Source organism: Kribbella sp. NPDC048928, from assembly GCF_043197975.1.
In the GTDB taxonomy this organism is placed as follows: Bacteria; Actinomycetota; Actinomycetes; order Propionibacteriales; family Kribbellaceae; genus Kribbella.
Window position 1 is genome coordinate 72,396 of record NZ_JBICUC010000006.1, and the last position, 25,083, is coordinate 97,478.

Here is a 25,083-nt window from a genome sequence, read left to right on the forward strand (position 1 = left end):
CTAGTCTGCCGGTCGCGCGGAGCCGGCGCCCGGGTCGGCGAGCCGGGGGTAGGGATGCTCGGGGGAACGGTTCTGGAAGGACAGGATGCCGGGATTGCGGATGGCGCCGGCCTCGATCTCGATCGCCCGGCTGAGAGTGGCGTCGGCGTGCCAGGCCTCCGGGCCCTGCAGCACCGCGGGCAGGAACGGCAGCAGCGCCTCGCTGATCTCCCAGGTCGCCGAGTTCCACAGGTACGACGGGCTGTGGTCGACGCCGTAGTACGTGACGTTGTCCCCGACCACGAACGTCGGATCGTCGAACCCGGTCGGCCGCGCCCAGCTGAACCCCATGCCGAGGTCGCAGGAGACGTCGATGATCAGGCTGCCCGGCTCGAGCAGCGCCAGGTCCTCCTCGATCAGGAAGGTGAGTGGCGCGTCCGGGTCCTGCAGCACGCAGTTCACGATGATGTCGTGCTCGGCCAGGAACCCGGCCAGCGGCACCCGGCCGTCGTCGGTCAGCGCGTGGCTGCGGCGGGGGTCGAAGGCGGCGCCGGGCTCGACCTCGTCCTGGTCGTACTGGACCATCCGCGCCGAGTGGATCGGTGAGCCGACGGCAGCCACGTCACGGCCGGTGAGGACGTCGACGTCGTGCACGCCGTGCGCGTTCAGCGCGGTGACGGCGCCGCGTGCGGTTGCGCCGAACCCGATCACCACCGCCCGCAGCCGGCGTCCGTAGTCGCCGGTCGAGCCGATCAACTCGAGTGCCTGCAGCACGGAGCAGTACCCGGCGAGCTCGTTGTTCTTGTGGAAGACGTGCAGACTGAACCGGCCGTCGGAGGTCCAGTGGTTCATCGCCTCGAACGCGATCAGCGTGAGTCGGCGGTCGATCGCGAGCTGCGTGAGCTGCTCGTCCTGGACGCAGTGCGGCCAGCCCCAGAGCACCTGCCCGGTCCGGAGCTGGGCAAGGTCTTCGTGCTGCGGCTTGGGCAGCACCACGACGTCGGTGGTGGCGATCAGTTCGTCCCGGCCGACGACGCCGGCCACCGACTTCGCCAGCTGCTCGTCGGAGATCCCGAACCGCTCGCCGTACCCTGCCTCGAGGAAGATGCGCCGCCGCAGCTCCTCGTCGATGCGTTCGAAGTGGTGCGGATGGATCGGCAGCCGATGCTCGTTCTCTTTGCGGGAACGGCCGATGACGCCGAGGGTTAGCTGGTCCACGAAGGCCCCTTTGGTTACCGCCTGTTCTAGCACAGCAACCCACACGGCCCCCTCAGCCGGACAAGCCCGCGTAACTACCGGGTACCCGGTAGGACACCAGTGCGACGGTGAGTCAGAGGAGTTGGTCGATGCGGTCGTGGTAGCGGCGGCCGGACTTGCCGCCGACTATTGCGGCGACCAGGGTGAGGATCAGCAAGGCGGCGGCTGCGGCGGCGCTGCCGAGCAGGAGCGTGTTGTCGGTGAGGGCGACATCTGGGCGGTTGAGGTTGTCGACCAGGCCGTACTGGCTGTCCAGGAACCAGCCGAGACCGCCGGCGAGTACTGCGACGAGCAGGGCGATCATCCACACGCCGAAGCCCTGCCGGCCGCCGTCGAAGCGTGCCAGGCGGCCCGCGACGTACCCACCGGTGTAGAAGGCCAGGGTGAGCATGAAGATCGTGACGGCGGCCGCGGTGATCGAGGCGGCGCCGGGCTGCGCCTTAGCGTCGGAGGTGGTGTAGTCGAGGACCTCCGCGGTCCCGAGGGCGGCCCCGGCCACGGCGGCCATCAGCAGCACGGACATCGAGATGGCGATCAGCCAGCCGAAGAACGCCGCACCGAACTTGAACCCGCGGTACGAGAGCAGTTCGGTGTCGACCGCAGGCTGCTCGCTGGTCGCCGGTGGGGTCCGCAGCGGCTCGTCCGGGTTGACGGCGATCGAGTTCATCGCCAGGCTCGCCGCCGCGCGTGCTTCCTCGTACCGCTGGGTGCTGGCGTCGCCGGCGGGGTGGGTGATCGTGGCGGTGTCGCCGGGGTACTGCTGACTCATGTCCGCTGGCTCCTCACAGATCGGCTTCCGGGGCGGTCCCTACCCGTCCACGCGGCGCCCGACACAAGCAGACAGCGGACTTAACCGACTCCTGGGGTGTCTTCACTGACCGTTGCCGGGTAGCGGCGCGGAGTGAAGACCAGCGGGCCGGCCGGGCGGGGCACAGTACGGGTCTGTGACGAGCCGACCAGCAGCAGGCACCGCATGTCAACCGTTTGCGGGTCGAGTTCGGCCAGAGTTGTCACGGTGACCGCCTCCTCCGGGCCGCCGACATCACGTCCGACCACGACCGGCGTACGGGGGGAACGGTGTTCGAGCAGCAGGTCACGGGTCGCGGCCACCTGCCATGTACGGGACTTGGAGGCGGGGTTGTAGATCGCAATGGCCAGGTCAGCCCGCGCAGCCGCGGTCAGGCGCTCGGCGATCACCTCCCACGGCTTCAACCGGTCCGAGAGCGACAGGACGCAGTAGTCGTGCCCCAGCGGCGCCCCGACCCGGCTGGCGACCGCCTGCGCGGCTGTCATCCCAGGCAGCACCTGTACGGCGATATCGGCGTACTCCGGCTCCGCCGCAACCTCTGTGACCGCACTGGCCATGGCGAAGACGCCCGGGTCGCCCGAGGAGACCACGACGACGCTGGAGCCCTTGCGGGCCAGATCCAGCGCGAACGCGGCCCGCTCGGACTCGACGCGGTTGTCTGAGCCGTGTTTGCGCTGGCGGGCGCGGTCAGGCAGCCGGTCGACGTACGTGGTGTACCCGATGACGTCGTCGGCACCCGCGATCGCGGCACGTACCTCGGGGGTCATCCACTCCGGTCCGGCCGGGCCGAGGCCCACCACGGTGACCGAGCCGTCGGACGCGGTCCGCCTGGAGGCCGGGGGAGCGAACGTGTTGTTGATGGGGCTTGGGAGGAGCGCCAGGGAGAAGTACGGGACGTCGTCCGGGTCGACCTCGTTGAGCGGGGCCGTGCGCTGGGCGTCGGTGGTTGCGCGCTCGACGTACCACGCCTCGTCGGCGCGCCCGGCGAGCTCGAACGCCTCGCGGACGCCGGCGAACGTACGGCCGAGCTTCATGACCGCGGCAGCGTCGGTGGAGCGCAGGCGGTCCGCGAGTACGTCCGGTGGGAGAGTGCCGGGGAGAACGGTGAGGATCTCGTCGCGTTCGCAGAGCGGGCGCCCGAGGACGGCGGCCGCAGCGCTGACCGACGTCACGCCGGGGACGACCTCGCACGGGTAGCGGTCGGCGAGACGCTTGTGCATGTGCATGTACGAGCCGTAGAAGAGCGGGTCGCCCTCCGCGAGGACGACGACGTTCCGGCCGGCGTCGAGGTGCGCGGCCAGGCGGGCGGCGCAGTCGGCGTAGAAGTCGTCCATCGCGCCCTGGTAGCCGCCGGGGTGGTCGGTGGTCTCGGTGGTGAGCGGGTAGACCAGGTGCTCCTCGAGCTGGCCTTCGGTCAGATACGGCGCGGCGACCGAGCGGGCGATGCTGCGCCCGTGCCGCGCGCTGTGGAACGCGATCACGTCCGCGGCCCCGATCAGCCGCGCCGCCTTCACGGTGACAAGCTCAGGATCGCCCGGCCCCAGGCCGACCCCCCACAACCGTCCGGTCGGCTCTGACTTCGTACCCATCACTCTGCCTCGCTTGCGATTGCGTTGACGGCCGCCGCGGTGATCGCGCTGCCGCCTCGTCGTCCTCGGACCACCAGGTACTCCAGCCCGAGCTCGTTCGCCGCCAGCGCCTCCTTGGACTCGGCCGCGCCGATGAACCCGACCGGAATACCAAGCACCGCCGCCGGCCGCGGACCGCCTCCCGCGAGCACCTCCAGCAACCTGAACAGTGTGGTCGGAGCGTTGCCGATAGCAACGACCGCGCCGTCCAGATGATCCGCCCAAAGGTCCACGGCGGCAGCGCTTCGCGTGGTCTGCAGGTGCTGAGCCAGCTCGACCGTCCGCGGGTCCTGCAGCGTACAGATGACCTCGTTGTCCGCAGGCAGGCGCCGCCGGGTGATGCCGGCCGCGACCATCTGCGCGTCGCACAGCACCGGTGCGCCGCCCTGGAGCGCGGCGCGGGCGTTCTTCACGACATTAGGCGACCACGCCAGGTCCGAGACCAGGTCGGTCATCCCGCAGGCGTGAATCATCCGTACGGCGACCTGTGACACGTCTGCCGGCAGGCCGTCGAGTGCTGCCTCGGCGCGGATCGTGGCGAACGACCGCCGGTAGATCTCCGAGCCATCACGCTCGTACTCGTAGCTCACACTCGTTCCCCGTCCACCTGGTAACCGTCACCGACAGCAAGCACATCCACGTACGACCCGGCCGGTTTCCCGCACCGTCGCTCACAACCCGACCAGTGCACCCGCCGCCCACGCCCGAACACCCGAGGCAGCCCATCACCCGCCGCGTCGGCCACCAGCCGCGTGGCGTCTGCCCGTACGTCGGCCAGCGCCTTTGCACAGCCCGGCTGACCGGCACAGGCGGTTACGCCCTCCCAGCGCGAGCCAGATGTGGTCACCAACCCGACCTCCTCGAGCCCACGCGCAACTGCAGGCACCACAACGGACCGCCAGGGAGTGATGCGTACCTCGGGCGCTACCTGTGCAAGGACAGCAGCCTGCTCCTGCGTCAGACTGCCCAGCGGCACCGTGGCGACCAGTGCAGTCCCGTGTCCACCAGCCACAACCCGTGTGCTCTCAGCAGGCAGCGGCTCAGTTGCCTGCAGCCCCAGTTCCTCAAGGATGCGCTCCGCGCCGTCGGGCACCTCAGCGATCCGCCACTCCTGGTCACGCACCAGCAGGAACGCAGCGGCCGCAGCAACCATCAGTGCGGGCACTCGAGCCCACTCCACGGGCACACCGCGGTCGCCGAGGCTCAGCAGACCAGTGCGGTCGTCCAGCGCGCGTACGGTCACATCGGCTCGCAGGTCTGCCAGATCGCCGCGGCCGTCGTCGAGTGCGAACAGGAACCGCCCAGGAAGGCCTGCCAGGGCAGGGTGTTCGCACAGCGCCTGATCAAGTGCAGCAACCACCGGCATCACGTCGTACCGCGACTCCTGGTCCAGACCGGACAGCGGTGACGCCAGGATGTTCCGTACGCGCTCATGAGCGAGGGAGGGCAGCAGTCCAGCGGCGAAGAGCCGGTCCGACAGGTCCTGCGGTCCGTCAGCGTCCAGCCCGCGGAGCTGCACGTTGCCGCGCGAGGTGAGCTCCAGGCGCCCGTCGCCCAGTTCGGTGGCAGCGAGTCGCAGTACGTCGAGTTGCGCCGCGGTCAGGCGCCCGCCGGGCAGCCGTACTCGTGCGAGACCTCCGTCAGCCGCCTGGTGCACTGCCAGCACACCAGGGCACCGGTCGACTTCGGTCCTCGCCACAGGCGTGATGCTACGTCCCCGAAACCTCCTGTGTTCTGGACCACAGCAGTACTCCGACCGTGAGCAGCGCGCAGGCACCACCGGCAACCATCACCACCGACACGGACCACTTGTCCACCACGAGGCCACCCAGCAGTGCGCCCGTCGACAGGACCGCCTGGAACGAGGACGTGAACCAAACAGTTGCCGCCTCCCGCGACTCCGGGACGGACCGGGCGAACATGCTCATGGAGCAGACCGGTACGCCGCCGTACCCGAGTCCCCAGACCACGAGCAGCAGCAGAGCTCCAGCCGAACTGCGACCGAGCACCGGCATCAGCAGCGTCGCCGTGGCGATCAAGGCGGCACAGGCCATGAAGGTGGTCGTGAGCCTGCGTGGCGCGTAGGTGCCCGCGATGGCGTTGCCGACGAGACCTGCGGCTCCGTACACGAGCAGGAACAGCCCAATCAGCTCTGGCCGCACCACTTCACGCAAGAACGGGGTGATGTACGTGTAGGTCGCGAAATGGGCCGTGACGATCAGGCAGGTGACGACCAGCGCCATCGGGCTGCTGCGCAGAGCCTTCCCGAGTACGGCGGCGCGGGTGACCTGTACCGGCGGCAGTGGGGGCACTGTGGTGCGCAGTGCTGCCAGGGCGATCAGTGCGAGTACGCCGAGTGCAGCGAACGACGTACGCCAACCAGCCAGCTCGCCGAGGAACGTGCCAGCGGGTACGCCGAGCACCGAGCCGAGCGGGACTGCGGAGAAGATGACGGCCGTCGCCCGGGTCGACCGAGGACCGGGGACGAGTCGTCCGGCGAGACTCGCGCCGATCGACCAGAAGGCACCGAGCGTGAGCCCGACGAGGAAGCGCGCGACCAGTTCGAGCCAGAACGCCGGCGCCGCGGCCGCGATGAAGCCGGCCGCCGCCAGCAGGATCATCAGGCTGCACAGCATCAGGCGCCGGTCCAGCCGGGCGGTGACGAGCGTGACGACCGGGGCGGCGACCGCCGCGACCAGGCCGGGCATCGTCATCAGCCAGCCGGTGCGACCGGGCGTGAGCGCGAAGTCCGCGCCGATCGGGGTGAGCAGGCCGATCGGGAGGATCTCGGTGGTGGCGATCACGAAGATCCCGAGCGTCACCGCACCCACGCCGTACCACTGCCGGGTCGAAGGCCGGGTTGCCGTCTGCGTTGTCATGTTCTCCAGGCAACCGGCTGCCGCCCTCGCGGGCTCGCGGTTTCACGCCACCGCGGTTCCACGCCGTCAACCTGTCGTTTTCCCGCGACCGCGGGCCGCGCACGAGACCAGGGATGATCCGGCTCGGGATCATCCCGGGGCAGATAGTCGCGCGTTACCCTCGGAGGTATGGCGCAACCCCCGGAACGCACCGTCCCCGACCTCAGCGGCTACCTGACGCACGCCGGCCACGTCCTGGAGACGCAACTGTCCGCGGCGCTGGCGGAGATCGGGCTGACGCTGCGGATGCAGTGCGTCCTGCGGCACGCGCTCGAGGCGGAGCGTACGCAGATCCAGATCGCCGAACTGTCCTACATGGACAAGACCACCATGGTGGTCACCGTCGACGCCCTCGAGAAGGCCGGCTACGCCGAACGCCGGCCGTCGGCCACCGACCGCCGCGCCCGGATCATCGCGGTCACCGACTCCGGCGCCCGAATCGCCGCCGAGGGGCAGCGGATCGTCGACCGGTTGCACGCCGAGGCCTTGGCCGCCCTCGCCGGACCGCTCCGGGAGCCGTTCATCGAGGCCGTCACCACGCTCGTCGAGGGTCCGCTCGCTACCGCGGTCACCGCCCAGCCCGTCCGCCGCTCCCGCCAGCGCACGCGCTGAACAGGATTCACTCCCAGTTCCCAGGGCCAGCGCTGTGCTCGTTGTGGCCCTCTTGTCCCCAGTCTGCTCCGGAGTACAGCTACTGTTGTCGGCCGTGAGTAGGACGAGAGATCCCGACCGGTTGGTGCTCTTCACGGATGCGGTCGTGGCGATCGCCATCACCCTGCTGGTGCTGCCACTGGTCGAGCTGGTGCCGGATGTCGCGGCAGAGGGCGGCAGCGCGCACAGTGTGATCAGCGAGCACTGGCAGCAGATCTCCACGTTCCTGCTCAGCTTCGTGGTGATCGCCAACTTCTGGCTGGGTCATCACCGGCTCTTCGAACACGTCCGCGCCTACACCTCGGCCATGCTGCGGCTCAATCTGCTCTGGCTGCTCGTGATCGTCTTCCTGCCGTTCCCGACCGAGATCATCGGCGCGTTCCAGAGCGGCAGGTTCATGGCCGGGCTGTACATCGGCACGATTCTGGTGCTCAGCCTCTGTCAGTCCGCGCTCGCCTGGATGATCCACGGGCACCAGGAGATCGAGAACCCGGACAACCCGGTCAGCAACCGGGAGCTGATCGGCTCCTTCTCGCTGACCGGGCTGACCCTGGTGGCCTTCCTGCTGGCGTCGCTCGTGCCGGGGGTCGGCTTCTACTCGATGTTCCTGCTACTGCTGTCGTCGGTCACGATGCGGGTCTGGCGCCTCAAACACCCAGACGAGCCCAGAACCCGCACTGGTGCTCAGAGCTGAGGTTGACCGGCTTGACGCCGCTCCCGTCCGCCGAGTCCAGTGACAGGCCGTTGATCGTCCGTGCGCCGGTCGGCGACCAGTGCGGACGGTCCGGTCCGTTCGGGTTGCCGGTCCGGGCGAACGCCGTCCAGTAGTCGATCATCTGGTTCGACAGCTGCTGCTGGGCGGGCGAGAGCGGGTAGTCGAAACCGCCGAGCCGGAACAGGAACGGCAGCTCCGTGGCGTGCGCGGCCCCGTTGCCCCCTGAGATCGGCGAGTGCTTGTCCGCGAACTCGTACGCGTACACCGGCACCCTGTTCGCGGCCTGTTGGTCGGTTGCCACCTGGTTGCACGACCAGATCCGGTCCGTGGTCACAGCACCCCACGCCGCGGCGGGCGACTCGTAGCGCGACTGCGGGTACTGCTTCAGCACCTGTGCAGCCTTCGAAGCGCCGACCATGTTCCTGACCAGGCCGGGGTAGTCCTTGATCTCGCCGAAGGCTCCCAGCCACGCGTTCCCCTCGTCGTGGTTGTTGCCGGAGATCATCGGCACCCGGTGGAACAGTCCGGCCTTCATCGCCTTCGCCGGGCTGAACGGGAGCGTCGCCGATCCGCCGTACCCGGGCTGGATGAACTGCTGGACGTCCTCGTACAGGACCTCGGTCTTCGCGCCACGCAGGCAGTCGAGCATCGCCTGACCGGGCTTGCAGCCGAGCTCCGCCGTCTTGCCGGCGGCCCACTCCTTGCCGTTGGCCTCGACCCGGCTGACCGGGATGAACATCGAGTCGGCAGCCTGGCCCGGATACTGGCTGTTGTCCGCCCAGTTGAACCCGCACGTGCCGCTCTGCATGACCGCCTTCGCGAACAGGCCGGTCGAGGTCGGGGACGTCAGCTGCGCACACGTACTCATGCCGCCGGCCGACTCACCGGCGAGCGTGACGTTCCGCGGGTCCCCACCGAACGCCCGGGCGTTGCGCTGCACCCAACGCAGTGCGGCCTGCTGGTCCTGCAGCCCGAACGTTCCGGAGCCCGGCAGGCCCGGGTAGCCGAAGAAGCCGTAGATGCCGAGCCGGTAGTTGACCGTGACAACGACCACGTCGCCGCGGTTCGCGAACTTCGACGCCTCGTAGCTGCTGCCGGCGCCGGAGAAGAACCCGCCGCCCGGCACCCAGACCACCACGGCGCGCGGCTTCGCCGACTTCTTCGCGGGCGTGGTCACGTTCAGGTAGAGGCAGTCCTCGATCGAGGATCCCTTCGGCGCCTCGGAGTTTGGTTGCTGTGGGCACACACTGCCGGCCTTCGACGGTCGTACGTCCGTCCAGGCCTTCGCCGGCTGCGGCGCCTTCCAGCGCAGCGCGCCGACCGGGGGAGCGGCGTACGGGATCCCGTCGTACACCAGTGCATCGCCAACGGTTCGGCTCGCCACGAGCCCTTTGTCGGTCCGTACGACGTCCGGTTGCGGCGCGGCCGGCTGGGCGGCCTGCCCAGGCCCCGCGAAACCCACCAGCAGTCCGGCCGGCACCACTGCGGCCGCCATCATCGCCAAGATTCTCTTCATACCGAAAGCCTCGTGCAGACGACGCCGCGCCGACTTCGGTCGGGAGACCAATCCGACTAAGACTTTGGTCTACTCGTCCGCCGCAGGAGGTAGGTGTCCATGATCCAGCCCTTGCGATCGCGGGCCTCGGCGCGGACCTTCTCGATCTCCGCCGCGACCTCGTGGAGTGGACCGGAGACCAGTAGCTCGTCGGGGGTGCCGAGGTAGGCGCCCCAGTAGATGTCGGCGTCGGTGCCGAGGTGTTCGGTGAAAGCGGTGTGGGCGTCGAGCATCACGACGACGTCGTCCACGCCGTCCGGCCACTGTTGCGCGAGCCGGCGGCCGGTGGTGATCTGGATCGGCTTGCCGACCTGGTTCAGGCCGACGCGGTGCCGGGCGGCGAGGGTCGAGACGCTGCTGATCCCGGGGATCACCTCGACGGCGAACGTCAGCTCGCCGCGCGCCAGGATGTCGTCGAGGATCGCCAGCGTGCTGTCGTACAGCGACGGATCGCCCCAGACCAGGAACGCGCCGACCTCGTCCTCGCCGAGCTCGTCAGCGATCATCGCCGCGCACACGTCGGCGCGGCGGCGGCGCCAGTCGTCGACAGCCTCGACGTACTCCGACGTGGTCCGGTCCCGTTCCGGATCGCGGCCGACGACGACCCGGTACTGCTTGCAGGTCGCGTACCGCCGGAGGATCTCCGACCGCAGGTCGACCAGCTCCTGCTTGACCTCACCCTTGTCGAGCACGAAGAACACGTCGGCCCGGTTCAGCGCCGACACGGCCTGCATCGTCACCTGCTCCGGGTCACCCGCACCGGCACCGATGACCAGAATCTCCCGCATGCCTACTCCCGCCACTCCCGCTCGAACGGCAGGCGCCAGGCGCGCGGCGCGATCAGCTGGTGGATCGCGTTCGGCCCCCAGGTGCCGGGCTGGTACGGCTTGGCCGGCGGCGGGTCGTCGAGCAGCGGCGCGGACCGGTCCCAGAGCGACTCGATGCCCTCTGCGGTGGTGAACAGCGTATGGTCCCCGCGCATCGCGTCCAGGATCAGCCGTTCGTACGCCTCCAGCACGTCGGCCGCCCCCGCCGTCTCCTGGGTGGAGAACTGCATCGACAGCTTCTCCAGCCGCATACCGGGGCCGGGACGCTTGCCGTAGAACGACAGCGACACCCGCGACGAGTCGGCCAGGTCGAACGTCAGATGGTCCGGGCCTTCGGACCCGACGCCGGAGCCGGCCGGGAACATCGTCTTCGGCGCCTCCTTGAAGGCGATCGAGATGATCCGCTGGCCCTCGGCCATCTTCTTGCCGGTGCGCAGGAAGAACGGCACGCCGGCCCAGCGCCAGTTGTCGATCTCGACCTTCAGCGCGATGAACGTCTCGGTGTCGGAGTCCGGCGCGACGCCGTCCTCGTGCCGGTACCCGGAGTACTGGCCGCGGACCACGCAGGCCGGATCGAGCGGCAGCATCGACCGGAAGACCTTGTTCTTCTCCTCCGAGATCGCCCGCGGCTCCAGGGCCGTCGGCGGCTCCATCGCGACGAACGACATCACCTGCATCAGGTGCGTGACGACCATGTCCTTGAACGCACCGGTCGGCTCGTAGAACGTGGCGCGCTGGTCCAGGCCGAGCGATTCGGGGATGTCGATCTGCACGTGGTCGATGAAGTTCCGGTTCCAGATCGGCTCGAACAGCCCGTTCGCGAACCGGAACGCGAGGATGTTCAGCGCCGCTTCCTTGCCGAGGAAGTGGTCGATCCGGAAGATCTGCGACTCGTGGAAGGTCTCGTGGACGAAGTCGTTCAGCTCGATGGCGCTGGCCAGGTCGTCGCCGAACGGCTTCTCCATCACGACCCGCGCGCGCTCCACCAGACCGGCGTCGCGGAGCATTGCGATCACCGCCTGCGCTGCCTTCGGGGGCACCGACAGGTAGTGCAGCCGCCGGGCGTCCGGGCCGAGCAGTTCCTCCGCCGCCTTCACCGCGGCCGCGAGCGCCTCCGGGCCGGCGGTCACCGGTACGTACTCGATCCGGTCGGCGAACTGGGCCCACTGCTCGTCGGTCATCTTGTGGGTGCCGAACTTCTCGATCGCCTGCCGCGCGCGGTCCCGGAACTCGTCGCAGCTGAGGTCCTCGGTCGCGGTCCCGATGATCCGGACGTCCGGCGCGAACTTGGACTGCTGCAGGTACGCCAGGCCGGGCAGCAGCTTGCGCTTGGCGAGGTCGCCGGTCGCGCCGAACAGCACGATCACGTGCGGCGCCAACGGCTCCGGATCCCGCCGCGACGGCCGCGATCCGGGAGCCGGATACGCGATGGTCTGGGTACGGTCAGGCATTCGGTCCTCCCGAGGACGCCGCTGCAAACACACCCGGCAGTCTAGGGCGCGCCGGTGACAGGCAGGCATCAGGCTGATGACCGATGCCCGGAGAAATTCTCGGCGCGGGTGTCTGTTCGCGGCTTCGGTGTCCGTCGGTGGTGTGAGAGAGAGGATGGACACATGAAGTACCTGCTGATGATCTGTGGTGACGAGTCGGCCGCTGCGCATGCCAACGACGGGTGCGGCGGGTGGTCGGAGGAGATGGAGGCCCGCGGTGTCGTGGCCGGTGGGGCCGGGCTGCGGCCGCCGGACGAGGCGACCACGGTCCGGGTGCGGGAGGGCGACCTCCTGCTCACCGACGGGCCGTTCGCGGAGACGAAGGAGCAGATCGGAGGCTTCGTGCTGATCGACTGCGCCGACCTCGACGAGGCGATCGAGATCGCGGCGAAACACCCTGCGGCCGGGTACGGGACGATCGAGATCCGGCCGGTGCTGGAACCGCCGGTGTGACGTTCGAGGAGATCTACCGCCAGGAGTGGGGCCAGCTGGTCGCCACCCTGATCCGGCTGACCGGCGACTGGCAGCTGGCGGAGGAGTGCGCGCAAGAAGCGTTCGCCGCCGCCCTCCAGCGCTGGCCGCACGACGGCGTACCGGACCGGCCGGGTGCCTGGCTCACCACGACCGCACGCAACCGTGCGATCGACTGGCTGCGTCGGGAAGCGGTAGGCGCACAGAAGTTGCAGGAGGTGGCTGCGATGACACATGAGCAGGAGCCGTCGTACGACGTACCGGACGACCGGCTGCGGTTGATGTTCACCTGCTGCCATCCCGCACTGGCCATCGAGGCACGGGTGGCGCTGACGCTGCGCACGCTGGCCGGTCTGAGTACGGGGGACATCGCGCGCGCGTTCCTGGTGCCGGAAACGACCATGTCGAAGCGGCTGACCCGGGCGAAGCAGAAGATCCAGTACGCCGGCATCCCGTACCGCGTACCGCCCGCGCACCTCCTGCCGGAGCGCACGCCCGCAGTACTGGCTGTGCTGTACCTGCTGTTCAACGAGGGGTACTCCGACGTCTCCCGGAGCCTGCTGACGAGTGAAGCGATCAGGCTGACCCGGCTGCTCGTCCAACTGATGCCCGACGAACCTGAGGCGTCGGGACTGCTCGCACTGATGCTGCTGCACGATTCACGCCGAGAGACCCGCCTCGCTCCGGACGGCGCACTGGTCACCCTGGACGAGCAGGACCGCACCCGGTGGGACCACGCCCAGATCACTGAAGGCACTGACGTACTGGAATCAGCCCTCAGACGTGGTGCACCAGGCCCGTACCAGGTGCAGGCGGCCGTCGCGGCTTGCCACGCGACCGCCCGTACGGCCGACGACACCGACTGGCCGCAGATCGCAGCCCTGTACGCGCAACTCCCGCAGACACCCGTGATCGCGCTGAACCGTGCCGTGGCAATCGGCATGGCCGACGGCCCCGCTGTCGGCCTACGGCTCGTCGACGAGTTGGCAGCCGGCCCCCTGACCGACTACCACCTGCTCCCAGCCACCCGCGCCGACTTCCTCCGCCGCCTCTCCCGCCACCCCGAGGCAGCAAAGGCCTACCGCGAAGCCCTCGCCCTGGCCACCACGGACGCAGAACGGCTCTATCTACAGAAGAGATCGCTGGAGGTAAGTGGATAGGGTTGGAGCCATGACGTCGGAGCCTGCGCCGCGGGACAAGTTCATGGTGATCTTTCGCGGCGGTGCTGTCGGCGAGCACGACCTGTCGCCCGCGCAGCTTCAGGCCCATCTCGAGAAGTGGCACCGCTGGTCCGACGCGCTGGCCCGCCAGGGCCGGAACAACACCGGCACCGCGCTGGACGACCAGGGGGTCACGGTCCGGGGTCGTGAACGGGTAGTCACCGACGGCCCGTACGCGGAATCGAAAGACCTCGTGACCGGCAGCATGATCTTCGAGGCAGACTCACTCGAAGATGCCCTCGAGGTGGCGCGTGGATGCCCGACCTACGAGTTCGGTGGTTCGGTCGAGGTGCGGCCGATTCCGGGCGATTGAGGCCCTGCACCTGATGGACGAAGAGCCCGCTACGACTGTGCTGGTCGAGGACCTGTTCCGCAGCGAGTACGCGCATCTGGTCAGCGCGCTGACCAGGGTTCTCGGTCCGTCCAACATCGCGCTCGCCGAGGACGTGATCCAGGATGCGCTGGTGAGTGCGATGCGCGCCTGGCGCTTCGGTCCGCCGCGGGACCCGAAGGCATGGATCATCCGCGCCGCCCACAACCGGGCGATCGACATCATCCGCCGGGACCGGCGGCACCGCTCGCTGCTGCCCGGACTGACCACGGTGGCGGCGCTGACCGACACGATCGAGGCGGCCCTGACGCCGGCCGAGGAAGGCGCCGGCCAGCTGGCGATGATGTTCGCGGTGTGCGACCCGGCCCTGAGTCGTGAGACGCATGTGACCCTGATCCTGCGCTGGCTGTGTGGCCTGTCGCCGAAGGAGATCGGCCAGGCGTTCCTGGTCGACACCCAGACCATCGACCGGCGCCTGCACCGCGGCCGCGGGCGGCTGCGGCAGTTGGACCGGCTGACCGACGTGGACGACCTGCCTGACCTCGAGACCCGCCGGACCTCGGTGCTGCAATCGCTCTACCTGCTGTTCAACGAGGGCTACCACGGCAGTAACCCACAGGATCCAGTACGTCCCGCGCTGTGCGATGACGCGCTGCGGCTGACCGAGCTGCTGCTGGGCGCTACTGCGACCACGCATCCGGATGTACACGCGCTGGCCGCCTTGTTCTGCTTCGACGCCGCACGGCTGTCGACCCGTCTGGACCAGGAGGGTGTGTTCGTTCCCCTTGCCGACCAGGACCGCAGTCGCTGGGACGGAAGCCGCATCATGCGCGGTCTGGACCACCTGTCCCGCGCGGCCAGCGGGGACCACCTGTCTCGCTGGCATCTGGAGGCCGGCATCGCCTGCGAGCATGCGATAGCGCCATCGATTCAGGAGACCGACTGGAATCGGATCGTCGGCTTCTACGAGGCCCTGGCCAGGCAGTCCTGGAGCCCGATCGTTGCGCTGAACCGTGCACTCGCGCTGGCCGAGCGCGACGGCGTCGAGGCAGGCCGCCGCGAGCTGATCGCCCTCGCCGACGAGCAGAAGCTGTCCCGCTACCCGTTCTACTGGGCGGCCCGTGCTGACCTGGAACGACGGGCCGGCCACCACACCGTGGCCCGGGAAAACTACGGCCAGGCCGTCGCGCTGTCCCGCAGCCCGGCCGAACGACTGTCCTACCAGCGGCGAATCGAGCAGCTGGAAAATTCCTGGTGAGCGTGTCCGGTTCCTGCGTTCCCCGGTCGTCGTTCCCCTGAGATCACCGATCGGTGACATCAGACAGGAGCGGGAAATGAACGAGCTACTCGAGTACGCGGTTGCCGCGCACGGCGGCCTGGACCGGTGGAACGCGGTCAGGTCGATAACCGTCGACGCCTCGATCACTGGCGCCCTCTTTCAGGCCAAGGGCCAGGCCGACGCGCTCAAGAACGTCCGCCTCGAGGTGGACACGACGCGCGAACTGGTGACGATCGACTTCGTCGGCGAGGACCACCGGGCGGTCTTCGTACCCGGGCGCGTCGTCCTGCAGGGACCGGACGGGACGGTCATCGAGGGCCGCGACGAGCCCGAGCGCTCGTTCGACGCGCACGGGTTCGAGACGCCGTGGGACGACCTTCACCTCGCCTATTTCACCGGGGAGGCGGTGTGGACGTACCTGAACATGCCGTTCCTCTACACCTGGCCCGGGTTCGGCACGGAGGAGATCAGCCCGATCGAGGTCGACGGTGAAACGTGGCGGCGGCTGCAGGTGACGTTCCCCGACCACCTCAAGACCCACACCCAGCGGCAGGTCGCCTGCTTCGGCCCGGACGGCCTGCTGCGCCGCCACGACTTCACCATCGACATCCTCGACGGCGCGCCCGGAATGCTCTATGCCACCGGCTACCGCGACGTCGACGGCATCATCGTCCCGACCACCCGGCGGGGTTACGCCTGGCACGGCGACTACCAGCTGGTCCCGGAACCGCAGTTGGTCGGCATCGATCTCAGCGAGATCTCCCTGCACTGACGACAACTAGACGACAACTAATGGCTTGCCGGCTAGAGGAGGTGGCGGGTGAAGGTGCTCGCGTTGCGGGTGCCGGTGGGGTGATAGCGGAACAGGCGGCCGCCGTAGCGGAGCCACTCGACCTGGCCGGTGGTGCCACGGACGAAGCTGGCGCGGGCGTGGGTGGACGAACCGTCCGGGTTCAGTGCGAGGACGAAATCCTTGCGGTAGAAGGCGAAGCCGAACAGGTTCTGTCCGCCCACCCCCGCGGCCAGCTGGCCTCCGTCGGCCGTGATGTCCAGGCCCAGGTCCTCCGGCTTGCCGTCCAGACCGATCTGCTGCGAGACGTACGTACCCACGTACTCCGCCAGCCGGCGCGGCGGCAGCTCCCGCGGCACGGCGGGCAGGTTGTTGACCCCTGCGAACTCCTGCAGCGCCCAGTCGTCGGCGAACAGCTCGGCCAGCAGCGCCGGCCCACTCTCCGAGTTGGTCAGCAGCGTGATCGCGAAATCCCGCTTCGGCACAAACAGGAAGCCGGAGTGCTGTCCCGTCCAGTCACCGCCGTGCTGCACCACAGTTGGTCCCTGAGCGGTAGGCCGCAGCATCCAGCTGACGCCCACACCGTTCAGCTCCACGAACAGCGTGCCGCCAGGACCAGGGTGTGCCTGCATGGCGACCCGGCCGCGGTCGCTCAGCAAGTGGGGGAGTCCACGGTGGCCGAGGTGGTACCGCGCGTACCGGAGCTGGTCGCGGGCGCTCGAGATCAGACCACCGACCGGGTGCAGCGCCCGCGGCATCGCGTCGAACGACGGCTCGACCACTGGCTTGCCGTCGACGATGTTGTGGGACGCGGCCACGCTGAACCCGTCGAGCTCGCTGCGGAAGAACCGGGTGTGCGCGAGCCCGAGCGGATCGACGACCAGTTCGCGGGCGGCGGTCTCGTACGGCTTCCCGGTCACCACCTCGATGATCCGCCCGGCGACGCCGATCGCTGCGTTGTTGTACGAGAACACCTTCCCGAGCGGGGTGAGCTGCGGGACCTTCGTCATGCCGGCGACGTACCTCGTGAGCGCGTCGTCGCCCTGGCCGGTGTCCTCGAAGTAGTCGCCCTGCCAGCCGGCCGAGTGGTTCAGCAGCTGCCGTACGGTGACTCGCGCCGCGACCGACGGGTCCGAGGTCGCGAAGTCCGGGAGGTACGCGCGGACCGGCCGGTCCAGGCTGATCAGGCCGCGCTCCACCAGCCGCATGATCGCGGTCGCGGTGAACGTCTTGGTGGTCGACGCGATCCGGAACACGGTGTCCCCGGTCACCGGGTCGCCGGTGTCCACGCTGGTGACGCCGAAGCCGCGGACGTACTCGCGGCCGCGGTACCAGACGCCGAGCCCGGCACCGGGGATCGCGTACTTCGCCATCCCGGCCTGGATCTTGTCGGCCAGCCGCCCGATCGCGGCCGGCTCCCGGACCGGCGTGGCCGACGAGGGCAGAGTATGTAGACCGGCCACCGGTACGGCGGCTGCGGCAGCTTTGAGCACGGTACGACGGGTGAGCGACACGTCAACGTCTCCTCAGGCGAACGATGAATGCTTCCGATGCCGCTATTATTACCAACGTTGGTATCAATGGATACCCTGAAAGAACCCTGATGGAGAGCCGATGGAGGAGTCGCCGACCCCGGTGCTGGACGTCCTGCTGCACCCGATCCGGTGGCGCATCGTGCAGCGTGCACTGGGCCGCGAGGTGACCACGACGGACCTCCGGCAGGAGCTGCCCGACGTGCCCGTGACCACCCTCTACCGGCACGTCGCCGCGCTGATCGACGCCGGCTACCTGACCGTGGTCCGGGAGCGGAAGGTCCGCGGTACGACCGAACGGACGCTCACGCTCGACCAGACCACGGCAGGCCGCATCGACGAGCGCGAGGCGCGCACGATGACACCGGACCAGCACCGGCAGGCGTTCCTGATGCTCCTGACCCGGCTGGCCGCCGACTTCGACCGCCTGGCCGACAGCGGCGAGCTGTATCCCCGGATGCACCAGCTGGGCTACTCACAGCTGGCGCTGTACCTGGACCAGAACGACATGGACGTGTTCCGTGCGCGCTTCACCGAGCTGGTCGAGCCGTACCTGGCAGAGGCGCCCGGCAAGGACCGCATAGTGCTGTCGACGTTCTCCCTGCCGGACAGCTGATTCTCAGCGGCGAGTGAGACGCAGTTGGGCGACGTCGAGGTAGCCGGAGGCGAAGCCGGCCTCGCTGTACGCCAGGTAGTACTCCCAGGCGCGCCGGAACGTCTCGTCGAAGCCTTCCGCCCGGACAGCCTCCCAGTTGGTGACGAAGGCGTGCCGCCACCGGCGGAGCGTCTCCGCATAGTCCGCACCGAACCTGTGGTCCTCGTCGACCACCAGTGCAGTGTGTCGCGCCAGCGTCTCGTCGATCGCGGTCCGGGACGGGATCAGTCCGCCCGGGAAGATGTACTTCTGGATCCAGCCGTACGAGTTGCGGGTGGCTAGCATCCGGTCGTGATCCATCAGGATTGCCTGCAGACCGATCGTCCCGCCCGGTGCGAGCAGGCGGTCCAGCGTGCGGAAGTACTCCGGCCAGTACTCCTCACCGACCGCCTCGATCATCTCCACGCTCACGATCGCGTCGTACGACCCGGTCACCGCGCGGTAGTCCTGCAACCGCAGGTCGACCAGCTCGGTCAGCCCCGCCTCGGCGACCCGCTTCGCGGCCAGCGTCAGCTGCTCGCCCGACAGCGTGATGCTGGTGACGTGTGCACCGCGCCGCGCCGCCGCGATCGCCAGCGTGCCCCAGCCGGTCCCGATCTCCAGTACGCGCGTACCCGGGCCGACACCGGCCTGGTCGAGGATGCGCTGCACCTTCCGCGTCTGTGCCTGCTCAAGATCCTGGCTGGGCCGCGGTACGCCCTGGTCGAACAGGGCGGAGCTGTACGTCAGCCCTGGATCCAGGAACGCCGCGAACAGCTCGTTGCTCAGGTCGTAGTGCGCACTGATGTTCTCGCGCGCACCGGTTGGCGTATTGCGCTGCCGTCGCGGGATGCGCTGCTCGACCACACGCCGGAAACGCAGCAGCCACGGGGGAAGGAGCTGTGCGAGCTGTGCCGCGAAGGGCGTCAGCAGTACGCCCAAGTCGGTGTCGTCGCCTGCCGTCCAGTCGCCGGCCATGTACGCCTCGCCGATCCCGATCTTGGGGTTGTGCGCGAGCCGTTCGAACATCCGGTCCGGCCGGACGAGCCGCAATACGGGAGCGTCCGGACCGCCGGCTCCGCGGACCGTGCCGTCCGGGTAGACCGCTCGGACCGGAACCCGGTCGAGCATCCGGTCGACGATCACCTTGGCAAGCCGGTTCATCGCAGTCCCTCCTGGAGTGAGTGGGCCGGCCGCTTCCGCACCCGCAGCCGCCGCGCCCACAGCCACACCCCGTGCAGCCGGATCAGCGCCGACACCCGCTGGGGCATCAGTGGCATCCGTACGGCGGCCGCCAGCATCGCCCTGCGCGTAGCCGGCCGCGGTACGCCGTCGAAGCTGGCGCCGAACGTGGCCCTGCTGCCGTGCGACAGGCTCACCTCGACCCGTACCCGCTCACGGTTCAGCTCGAACCGCAGGTGGTAGTCACCCGACACGTCGTTGAACGGCGAGACGTAGAACGCCTTGGCCGTCTCGGCGGTCCCGTCGGCGTCCGGTGCGAGCAGGTACGCGTGCCGTTCGCCGTACGTGTTGTGCACCTCGGCCACCACGTACGGGCTGTCGACGCACCAGAACACGGTGATCGGGTCGAAGACGTACCCGAACACCCGCGCGTTCGCGAGCATCAGTACGCGGCCGTCGTACTGGACGCCCTGACTGGCCAGGAAGCGCTCCAGGCTCGCCTTGATCGTCGGGCCGCGGCCGTTGAGATGGTCGCGGACCTCGAACCGGGCCAGCGGGCGCAGGTATCGAGGGAGGCGTGGCAGGTCATCGAGATCGACCAGCCACTGGTACATCCGGTGCCGGAACGCGTGCCGGATCGGCACCGAACGCCCGTGCCGGACGAAGCCGGTGACGATCGCCGGGAGTGTGGGGATCTCACCGACGACCGTCACCAGCGGACTCCGAAGGACTCGGCTGCCGCGACGCCGGCGCGACAGCCGTCCTCGTGGAAGCCCCAGCCGTGATACGCCCCCGCAAACGCGATCCGGCCGGTGTGGAGACCCATGAGCCTGCGCTGCGCGGCGACCGCCTCCGGAGTGTAGATGGGGTGCCGGTAGTCCATCCGGGCGATCACCTTCGCCGGATCGACCGCCTCCGCACCGTTCAGCGTGACCAGATAGTTCTCGTCCGACTCCAGTCCCTGCAGCCGATTCATCCAGTACGTCGTCAGCGGCGACCCGGACCGGACGACGTAGTTCCACGACGCCCTCGCGTTCTTGGTTGCTGGCAGCAACGATGCGTCGGTGTGCAGCACCGTCTGGTTGCGGCTGTACTCGAACGTGCCGAGCACCGCCTTCTCGTCCGGAGTCGCGTCGGCCAGTACGTCGAGCGCCTGGTCCGCGTGTGTTGCCAGTACTACCCGGTCGAAGTCGACGGTGTTGCCGTCAGCAACGGTCACTGTGACCCCATCGGGATGGCGCTGTACGGCCTGCACTGCGAGCCCCGCACGGATCGCGCCGAGCCGGCCGGCGAGCGCGTCGACGTACTGCCGGGAGCCGCCGGTGACAGTCATCCACTGGGGCGAGCCGCTCACCGACAGCATCCCGTGATGGTCGAGGAACCGGAACAGGTAGCGCGCGGGGTAGGTCAGCGCGGAGGTGCCGCCGCACGACCAGACACAGGCCACGACAGGTACCGCGTACAGCCGGACGAACCCAGGGCTGAAGTGCTCGGCCCCGAGGAACTCGCCGAAGGTCGCGAGATCGTCGTCCGTGGTCCGCGCGATGTAGTCGGCCGCGCACCGATGGAAGCGGCGGACCTCGGTCAGCAGACGCAGGAAGCCGGGGTCGGCCGCGCGGCGGCGTTGCGCGAAGATCCCGCTCAGGCCGCGACCGCCGGCGAACTCCAGGCCGCTCGCGGGATCGCTGATGCTCATGCTCATCTCGGTCGGCCGGGTCCGGACGTCCAGTTCGCCGAACAGCCGGCGCAGCAGCGGATAGGTCCGCGTGTTGTGCACGATGAAGCCGGTGTCGACCGCCAGCCGGCGACCGCTCGGGTCGGTGATTTCGTGCGTGTGCGCGTGACCGCCGAGGCGCGGCTCGGCCTCGAACAGGGTGACGTCGTAGCGTCGCGAGAGCAGGTAGGCAGCGGTCAGGCCGGACACCCCGGCCCCGATCACAGCCATGGACTCGGTCATCGGCAGGGCCTCCAGGCTGTCTAAGGTCTGTCTAGAGATTAGGGCGACTTGTCGACCTCTGTCAAAGGTCTGTCCAGGGTCTGTATAGTGTCGGCTGTGGAGACTTCGGTGCCGGGCGGTCTGCGGATCGGTGCGCTGAGCAAGCGCGCCGGGGTGAGCGAGCACGTCCTGCGCGCCTGGGAGAGCCGGTACGGGCTGCTGTCGCCGGCCCGCTCGTCCGGCGGCTTCCGGCTGTACTCGGAGGACGACGTGCGCCGCGTGCAGCGGATGCGGGCGTACCTGGCGCAGGGGCTGTCCGCCTCGGAGGCAGCGCGCGCGGTCCTCACCGACGGAAACCCGGTTCCGCCGTCGACGTCCCGGGCCGAGTCGAGCTGGGAGCCGAGCAGCGGCACCGCCGACCTGCAGGCAGCGTTGGACGAGCTCGACGAGCGGGCTGCGCACATCGTCCTCGACCAGCTCTTCGGTGCCTTGAGCATCGAGTCCGTGATCCGGGACGTGCTCATGCCGTACCTGCACGAACTGGGCGAGCGCTGGAGCCGCGGTGAGGTCAGCGTCGGCCAGGAGCACTTCGCGAGCAACGTGATCCGCTCGCGGCTGACCGCGCTCGCGCCCGGCTGGGGGAGCGGCCACGGCCCGCGGGCGCTGCTGGCCTGTCCGCCCGGCGAGCTGCACGACATCGCCCTGTTGTCATTCGGGCTGGTCCTGCGTCGGTTCGGCTGGCGGGTCGTCTTCCTCGGTGCGGACTCGCCGATGGCCGACGTCGAGCGGTCGGCCGGCGTTCTCGGACCGGACCTCGTGATGCTGGCTGCGTCCGACCGGGCCCGCCTCGACCCGATCCGCCCTCAGGTCGTCCAGTTGGCGCGCAGTTACTCCGTCGCGCTGGCCGGAGCCGGCGCCTCCGCGGAGTACGCCGCCGCGGTCGGAGCGCAGTACCTCGAGAACGACCCGGTCACCGCCGCGGAGCGATTGGCCGAACGATGACCCGCGTCCTGGTGACCGGAGCCACCGGCTACATCGGCGGGCGGCTGGTCCCGGAGCTGCTCGCGGACGGGTACGACGTCCGCGTCCTGGCGCGTCGTCCCGAACGGCTCGACGACCGGCCCTGGCGGGCGCGGATCGAGGTTACCGAGGGCGACGCGTCCGACCCGGCGACGCTCGCGCAGGCCCTGGACGGCATCGACGTCGCCTACTACCTGATCCACTCGCTCGGGACCGGACAGCGCTTCGAGGAGCGCGACCGGCGGACGGCGCTCGCGTTCGGAGTCGCCTGTCGCGAGTCCGGGGTCGGCCGGATCGTGTACCTCGGCGGGCTGTACCCCGAGGGCGAGGACCTGTCGCCACACCTCGGGTCCCGGCGTGAGGTCGGGGAGATCCTGCTCGCGAGCGGCGTACCGACGACGGTGCTGCGGGCGGCGGTGATCCTCGGGTCCGGCTCCGCGTCGTTCGAGATGCTCCGCTACCTGACCGAGCGGCTGCCGGTGATGGTCACGCCGCGCTGGCTGGACACACGGATCCAGCCGATCGCCGTTCGCGACGTACTGCATTACCTGGTCGGTTCGGCGCGGATGCCCGCGGACGTGAGCCGGGGCTTCGACATCGGCGGTCCGGACGTACTGACGTACCGGGCGATGATGCAGCGGTACGCGGCGGTCGCCGGGCTCCGGCCGCGCCGCATTGTGAGCCTGCCGCTGTTGAGCCCTGGCCTGTCGAGTCATTGGGTCGGGCTCGTCACACCGGTCCCCAGCGGCATCGCGCGACCTCTCGTCGACAGCCTGGTGCACGAGGTCGTGTGTAAGGACCACGACATCGACCAGTACGTCGATCCCCGGACCGGCGGCGGGATCGGGTTCGACGGCGCCGTCGAGTTGGCGCTGAAGAAGGTGCAGGACCTCGATGTCAGTACGTCCTGGGCCTCCGCCGCGACACCGGGTGCGCCGAGCGATCCACTCCCGAGCGACCCGGACTGGGCCGGCGGCTCGCTGTACGTCGACGAACGCGACTGCGTGGTGGACGCTCCGCCGGAGCGGCTGTGGAGGGTTATCGAGGGCATCGGCGGCCAACGCGGCTGGTACTCCTGGCGCTTCGGCTGGCGCACCCGCGGGCTGCTCGACCGTGTCGTCGGCGGTCCGGGGCTGCGCCGCGGGCGGCTGCACCCGGACACGCTGTCGGTCGGTGACCCGCTGGACTGGTGGCGGGTGGAGACGCTCGAGCGTGGCCGGCTGCTGCGGTTGCGTGCCGAGATGCGGCTGCCAGGGGAGGCCTGGCTGGAGCTGCGCAGCGGGACCGACGACGAGGGGCGGACGCTGTTCAGGCAGCGGGCGCTGTTCCATCCACACGGTCTGCCGGGAGAGCTCTACTGGGCGGCGATCCGGCCGTTCCACGACATCGTCTTCGGCGGCATGCAGCGCAACATCGCGCACGCCGCCGAACAACCGGAGGAGCCCCGATGATCGTCATCGAACGCGAGGTGGCTGTCGCCGCCACGCCCGAACGCGTCTTCGACTACCTCGCGGACTTCCGCAGTACGGAGGAGTGGGACCCCGGCACAGTGCGCACCACGCTGGTCTCCGGCGACGGTGGTGTCGGTACGACGTACCGCAACACGTCCCGCTTCAACGGCCGCGAGACCGAGCTGACGTACGTGGTCGAGGACTTCACGAGGCCGGAACGCATCGTGCTGCGCGGTGAGAACCGTACGGTCGTTGCCCGCGACACGATGACGCTGCGTACCGAGGAACACATCACCCGTGTGATCTACCGTGCGGAGTTCCAGCTCAAAGGGCTGGCCCGGCTCGCAGAGCCCTTCCTGCGCAGGCCTTTCGAGCACCTGGGGGAGGAGGCCGAGGAGGGTCTCCGCAACGCGCTGGGGAAGCTGGCCGCCTGATGCTGGACACCCTGCTCGATCGCAGTGTCGTACTGGGCTACAGCAAGCTCGGCTACCGCCTCCGCAGCCGTACGTGGCCCGCCGACGACCCGGCCCCGAACGCACTGGCCGGCAAGACCGCAGTAGTCACCGGAGCCCGTACTGGCCTGGGTAAGGCCACAGCCGCCGGTCTCGCACGGCTGGGCGCCACCGTGCACCTGGTAGTCCGAGACGCAGCTAAAGCTGCCGCAACCGTCGACGAGCTCCGGGGCGAGGTCCCTGACGCCACGCTGATCGTCGACGAGTGCGACATCGCCGACCTGGACGCCGTACGCCGCTACGCCGCCACCCTCACCACCGACATTCACGCCCTGATCCACAACGCCGGCGTGATGCCAGCTGTACGTACTGAGTCTCCCCAAGGCCACGAGCTGACCTTGGCCACCCATGTCCTGGGCCCACTGCTCTTAACTGAGCTCCTGCGAGACCAACTGCGCTCAGGGCGAGTGATCCTGGTCGCCTCCGGAGGCATGTACACGCAGCCGCTCCCCACAGACCCCGAGTACCGAGGGGCTCCCTACAAACCAGCCATCGCGTACGCCCGCACCAAGCGGATCCAGGTAGCCCTGACGCCACTACTGGCGACCCACCTGGCCCCCACCTTCGTAGCCACTATGCACCCCGGCTGGTCGACAACCCCCGGCCTGACGACGTCCCTTCCCACCTTCACCAAGCTGACCCGTCCCCTCCTGAGAACCCCCACAGAAGGCGCCGACACCACCACCTGGCTGGCAGCAACCACCCCAAACCCACCCACAGGCAACTTCTGGCACGACAGAAGAATCCGCCCCACCCACTACCTCAAGAAAACCCAACACACCCCAGAGGCGACCCATGCTCTCTGGACCTACTGCCGTACTGCAGCAGGTATCTGAACCGGCTCGTCACGATCGAGGGAATGGTTCGCAGTGTTGCGAGCAGCGGCCAGTCGTCGCC

General features: G+C 69.1%; 25 protein-coding genes. 12 read left to right on the top strand and 13 right to left on the bottom strand.

Features of this window, described 5'->3' with window-relative positions; translation table 11 throughout:
• From ACGFI6_RS25605 to ACGFI6_RS25630, 6 genes are all read right to left on the bottom strand, one after another.
• A complete protein-coding gene (locus ACGFI6_RS25605) occupies nt 1–1,197 on the bottom strand; it encodes a N(5)-(carboxyethyl)ornithine synthase (protein ID WP_393122667.1) in 1,197 nt (398 codons plus the stop codon).
• 112 nt (nt 1,198–1,309) lie between these two features.
• The gene (locus ACGFI6_RS25610; protein WP_393122669.1) at nt 1,310–2,005 is read right to left on the bottom strand and encodes a hypothetical protein; all 696 of its coding nucleotides are present in this window, start codon (nt 2,003–2,005) and stop codon (nt 1,310–1,312) included.
• Between the two features lie 80 nt (nt 2,006–2,085).
• Complete coding sequence (locus ACGFI6_RS25615; protein ID WP_393122671.1) at nt 2,086–3,633, bottom strand: precorrin-2 C(20)-methyltransferase; 1,548 nt, start codon at nt 3,631–3,633, stop codon at nt 2,086–2,088.
• Nucleotides 3,633–4,262, bottom strand: a complete 630-nt coding sequence (locus ACGFI6_RS25620; protein WP_393122673.1) for a precorrin-8X methylmutase — start codon at nt 4,260–4,262, stop codon at nt 3,633–3,635. Before ACGFI6_RS25620 ends, ACGFI6_RS25615 begins: the two co-directional genes overlap by 1 nt.
• Complete coding sequence (locus tag ACGFI6_RS25625) at nt 4,259–5,371, bottom strand: precorrin-3B synthase (protein ID WP_393122675.1); 1,113 nt, start codon at nt 5,369–5,371, stop codon at nt 4,259–4,261. Before ACGFI6_RS25625 ends, ACGFI6_RS25620 begins: the two co-directional genes overlap by 4 nt.
• 10 nt (nt 5,372–5,381) lie before the next feature.
• A complete protein-coding gene (locus ACGFI6_RS25630; protein ID WP_393122677.1) occupies nt 5,382–6,551 on the bottom strand; it encodes an MFS transporter in 1,170 nt (389 codons plus the stop codon).
• A 168-nt stretch (nt 6,552–6,719) separates the two neighbouring features.
• Here ACGFI6_RS25630 and ACGFI6_RS25635 point away from each other — a divergent pair, with 168 nt between their 5' ends.
• Both ACGFI6_RS25635 and ACGFI6_RS25640 read left to right on the top strand, forming a co-directional pair.
• Nucleotides 6,720–7,202, top strand: coding sequence for a MarR family winged helix-turn-helix transcriptional regulator (locus ACGFI6_RS25635; protein WP_393122679.1), 483 nt, complete (start codon nt 6,720–6,722; stop codon nt 7,200–7,202).
• Nucleotides 7,203–7,296: 94 nt separating this feature from the next.
• Complete coding sequence (locus ACGFI6_RS25640; RefSeq protein ID WP_393122681.1) at nt 7,297–7,935, top strand: TMEM175 family protein; 639 nt, start codon at nt 7,297–7,299, stop codon at nt 7,933–7,935.
• Here ACGFI6_RS25640 and ACGFI6_RS25645 read toward each other — a convergent pair.
• From ACGFI6_RS25645 to zwf, 3 genes are read right to left on the bottom strand one after another with little or no spacing between them, the layout of a single operon-like run.
• Complete coding sequence (locus ACGFI6_RS25645) at nt 7,889–9,472, bottom strand: carboxylesterase/lipase family protein (protein ID WP_393122683.1); 1,584 nt, start codon at nt 9,470–9,472, stop codon at nt 7,889–7,891. The genes ACGFI6_RS25640 and ACGFI6_RS25645 overlap by 47 nt on opposite strands.
• A 56-nt stretch (nt 9,473–9,528) precedes the next feature.
• Complete coding sequence (gene cobF, locus ACGFI6_RS25650; protein WP_393122685.1) at nt 9,529–10,299, bottom strand: precorrin-6A synthase (deacetylating); 771 nt, start codon at nt 10,297–10,299, stop codon at nt 9,529–9,531.
• A gap of 2 nt (nt 10,300–10,301) precedes the next feature.
• Entirely contained in the window at nt 10,302–11,789 is a 1,488-nt protein-coding gene (gene zwf, locus ACGFI6_RS25655) for a glucose-6-phosphate dehydrogenase (RefSeq protein ID WP_393122687.1), read from the bottom strand.
• A 162-nt stretch (nt 11,790–11,951) separates the two neighbouring features.
• Here zwf and ACGFI6_RS25660 point away from each other — a divergent pair, with 162 nt between their 5' ends.
• The 5 genes from ACGFI6_RS25660 to ACGFI6_RS25680 all read left to right on the top strand — a co-directional run bounded on the left by ACGFI6_RS25660 (nt 11,952) and on the right by ACGFI6_RS25680 (nt 15,901).
• The gene (locus ACGFI6_RS25660) at nt 11,952–12,281 is read left to right on the top strand and encodes a YciI family protein (protein WP_393122689.1); all 330 of its coding nucleotides are present in this window, start codon (nt 11,952–11,954) and stop codon (nt 12,279–12,281) included.
• On the top strand, nt 12,278–13,459 hold the full coding sequence (locus tag ACGFI6_RS25665) for an RNA polymerase sigma factor (protein ID WP_393122691.1): 1,182 nt from the start codon (nt 12,278–12,280) through the stop codon (nt 13,457–13,459). Before ACGFI6_RS25660 ends, ACGFI6_RS25665 begins: the two co-directional genes overlap by 4 nt.
• A 10-nt stretch (nt 13,460–13,469) precedes the next feature.
• Nucleotides 13,470–13,832: a YciI family protein gene (locus tag ACGFI6_RS25670; RefSeq protein ID WP_393122693.1), complete on the top strand. Its 363-nt coding sequence runs from the start codon at nt 13,470–13,472 to the stop codon at nt 13,830–13,832.
• Between the two features lie 13 nt (nt 13,833–13,845).
• On the top strand, nt 13,846–15,108 hold the full coding sequence (locus ACGFI6_RS25675; RefSeq protein WP_393122695.1) for an RNA polymerase sigma factor: 1,263 nt from the start codon (nt 13,846–13,848) through the stop codon (nt 15,106–15,108).
• Between the two features lie 76 nt (nt 15,109–15,184).
• On the top strand, nt 15,185–15,901 hold the full coding sequence (locus ACGFI6_RS25680) for a hypothetical protein (protein ID WP_393122697.1): 717 nt from the start codon (nt 15,185–15,187) through the stop codon (nt 15,899–15,901).
• Nucleotides 15,902–15,933: 32 nt separating this feature from the next.
• Here the strand turns inward: ACGFI6_RS25680 and ACGFI6_RS25685 are convergent, their stop codons facing one another.
• Nucleotides 15,934–17,433 carry a serine hydrolase domain-containing protein gene (locus tag ACGFI6_RS25685; protein WP_393122699.1) on the bottom strand — a complete coding sequence of 500 codons (1,500 nt, stop codon included), beginning with the start codon at nt 17,431–17,433 and terminating at the stop codon, nt 15,934–15,936.
• 100 nt (nt 17,434–17,533) lie between these two features.
• Here ACGFI6_RS25685 and ACGFI6_RS25690 point away from each other — a divergent pair, with 100 nt between their 5' ends.
• Nucleotides 17,534–18,067, top strand: a complete 534-nt coding sequence (locus ACGFI6_RS25690; protein ID WP_393122701.1) for a helix-turn-helix domain-containing protein — start codon at nt 17,534–17,536, stop codon at nt 18,065–18,067.
• A gap of 3 nt (nt 18,068–18,070) precedes the next feature.
• Here ACGFI6_RS25690 and ACGFI6_RS25695 read toward each other — a convergent pair whose 3' ends face one another.
• The 3 genes from ACGFI6_RS25695 to ACGFI6_RS25705 are packed head-to-tail and all read right to left on the bottom strand — an operon-like array spanning nt 18,071 to nt 21,224.
• Nucleotides 18,071–19,249, bottom strand: coding sequence for a class I SAM-dependent methyltransferase (locus ACGFI6_RS25695; protein WP_393122703.1), 1,179 nt, complete (start codon nt 19,247–19,249; stop codon nt 18,071–18,073).
• Nucleotides 19,246–19,980: a DUF1365 domain-containing protein gene (locus tag ACGFI6_RS25700; RefSeq protein ID WP_393122705.1), complete on the bottom strand. Its 735-nt coding sequence runs from the start codon at nt 19,978–19,980 to the stop codon at nt 19,246–19,248. Before ACGFI6_RS25700 ends, ACGFI6_RS25695 begins: the two co-directional genes overlap by 4 nt.
• Nucleotides 19,977–21,224 carry an NAD(P)/FAD-dependent oxidoreductase gene (locus ACGFI6_RS25705; RefSeq protein ID WP_393122707.1) on the bottom strand — a complete coding sequence of 416 codons (1,248 nt, stop codon included), beginning with the start codon at nt 21,222–21,224 and terminating at the stop codon, nt 19,977–19,979. The genes ACGFI6_RS25700 and ACGFI6_RS25705 overlap by 4 nt, the downstream gene beginning before the upstream one ends.
• 96 nt (nt 21,225–21,320) lie before the next feature.
• Between ACGFI6_RS25705 and ACGFI6_RS25710 the strand changes: the two genes are divergently transcribed.
• Genes ACGFI6_RS25710 through ACGFI6_RS25725 form a run of 4 tightly spaced genes read left to right on the top strand, consistent with a single transcriptional unit; the run spans nt 21,321 to nt 25,022 of the window.
• A complete protein-coding gene (locus ACGFI6_RS25710; protein ID WP_393122709.1) occupies nt 21,321–22,205 on the top strand; it encodes a MerR family transcriptional regulator in 885 nt (294 codons plus the stop codon).
• A complete protein-coding gene (locus ACGFI6_RS25715) occupies nt 22,202–23,674 on the top strand; it encodes an SDR family oxidoreductase (RefSeq protein ID WP_393122711.1) in 1,473 nt (490 codons plus the stop codon). The genes ACGFI6_RS25710 and ACGFI6_RS25715 overlap by 4 nt, the downstream gene beginning before the upstream one ends.
• A complete protein-coding gene (locus ACGFI6_RS25720) occupies nt 23,671–24,108 on the top strand; it encodes an SRPBCC family protein (protein ID WP_393122713.1) in 438 nt (145 codons plus the stop codon). Before ACGFI6_RS25715 ends, ACGFI6_RS25720 begins: the two co-directional genes overlap by 4 nt.
• Nucleotides 24,108–25,022 carry an SDR family NAD(P)-dependent oxidoreductase gene (locus tag ACGFI6_RS25725; protein ID WP_393122715.1) on the top strand — a complete coding sequence of 305 codons (915 nt, stop codon included), beginning with the start codon at nt 24,108–24,110 and terminating at the stop codon, nt 25,020–25,022. The genes ACGFI6_RS25720 and ACGFI6_RS25725 overlap by 1 nt, the downstream gene beginning before the upstream one ends.
• The last annotated feature ends 61 nt before the right edge of the window (nt 25,023–25,083 follow it).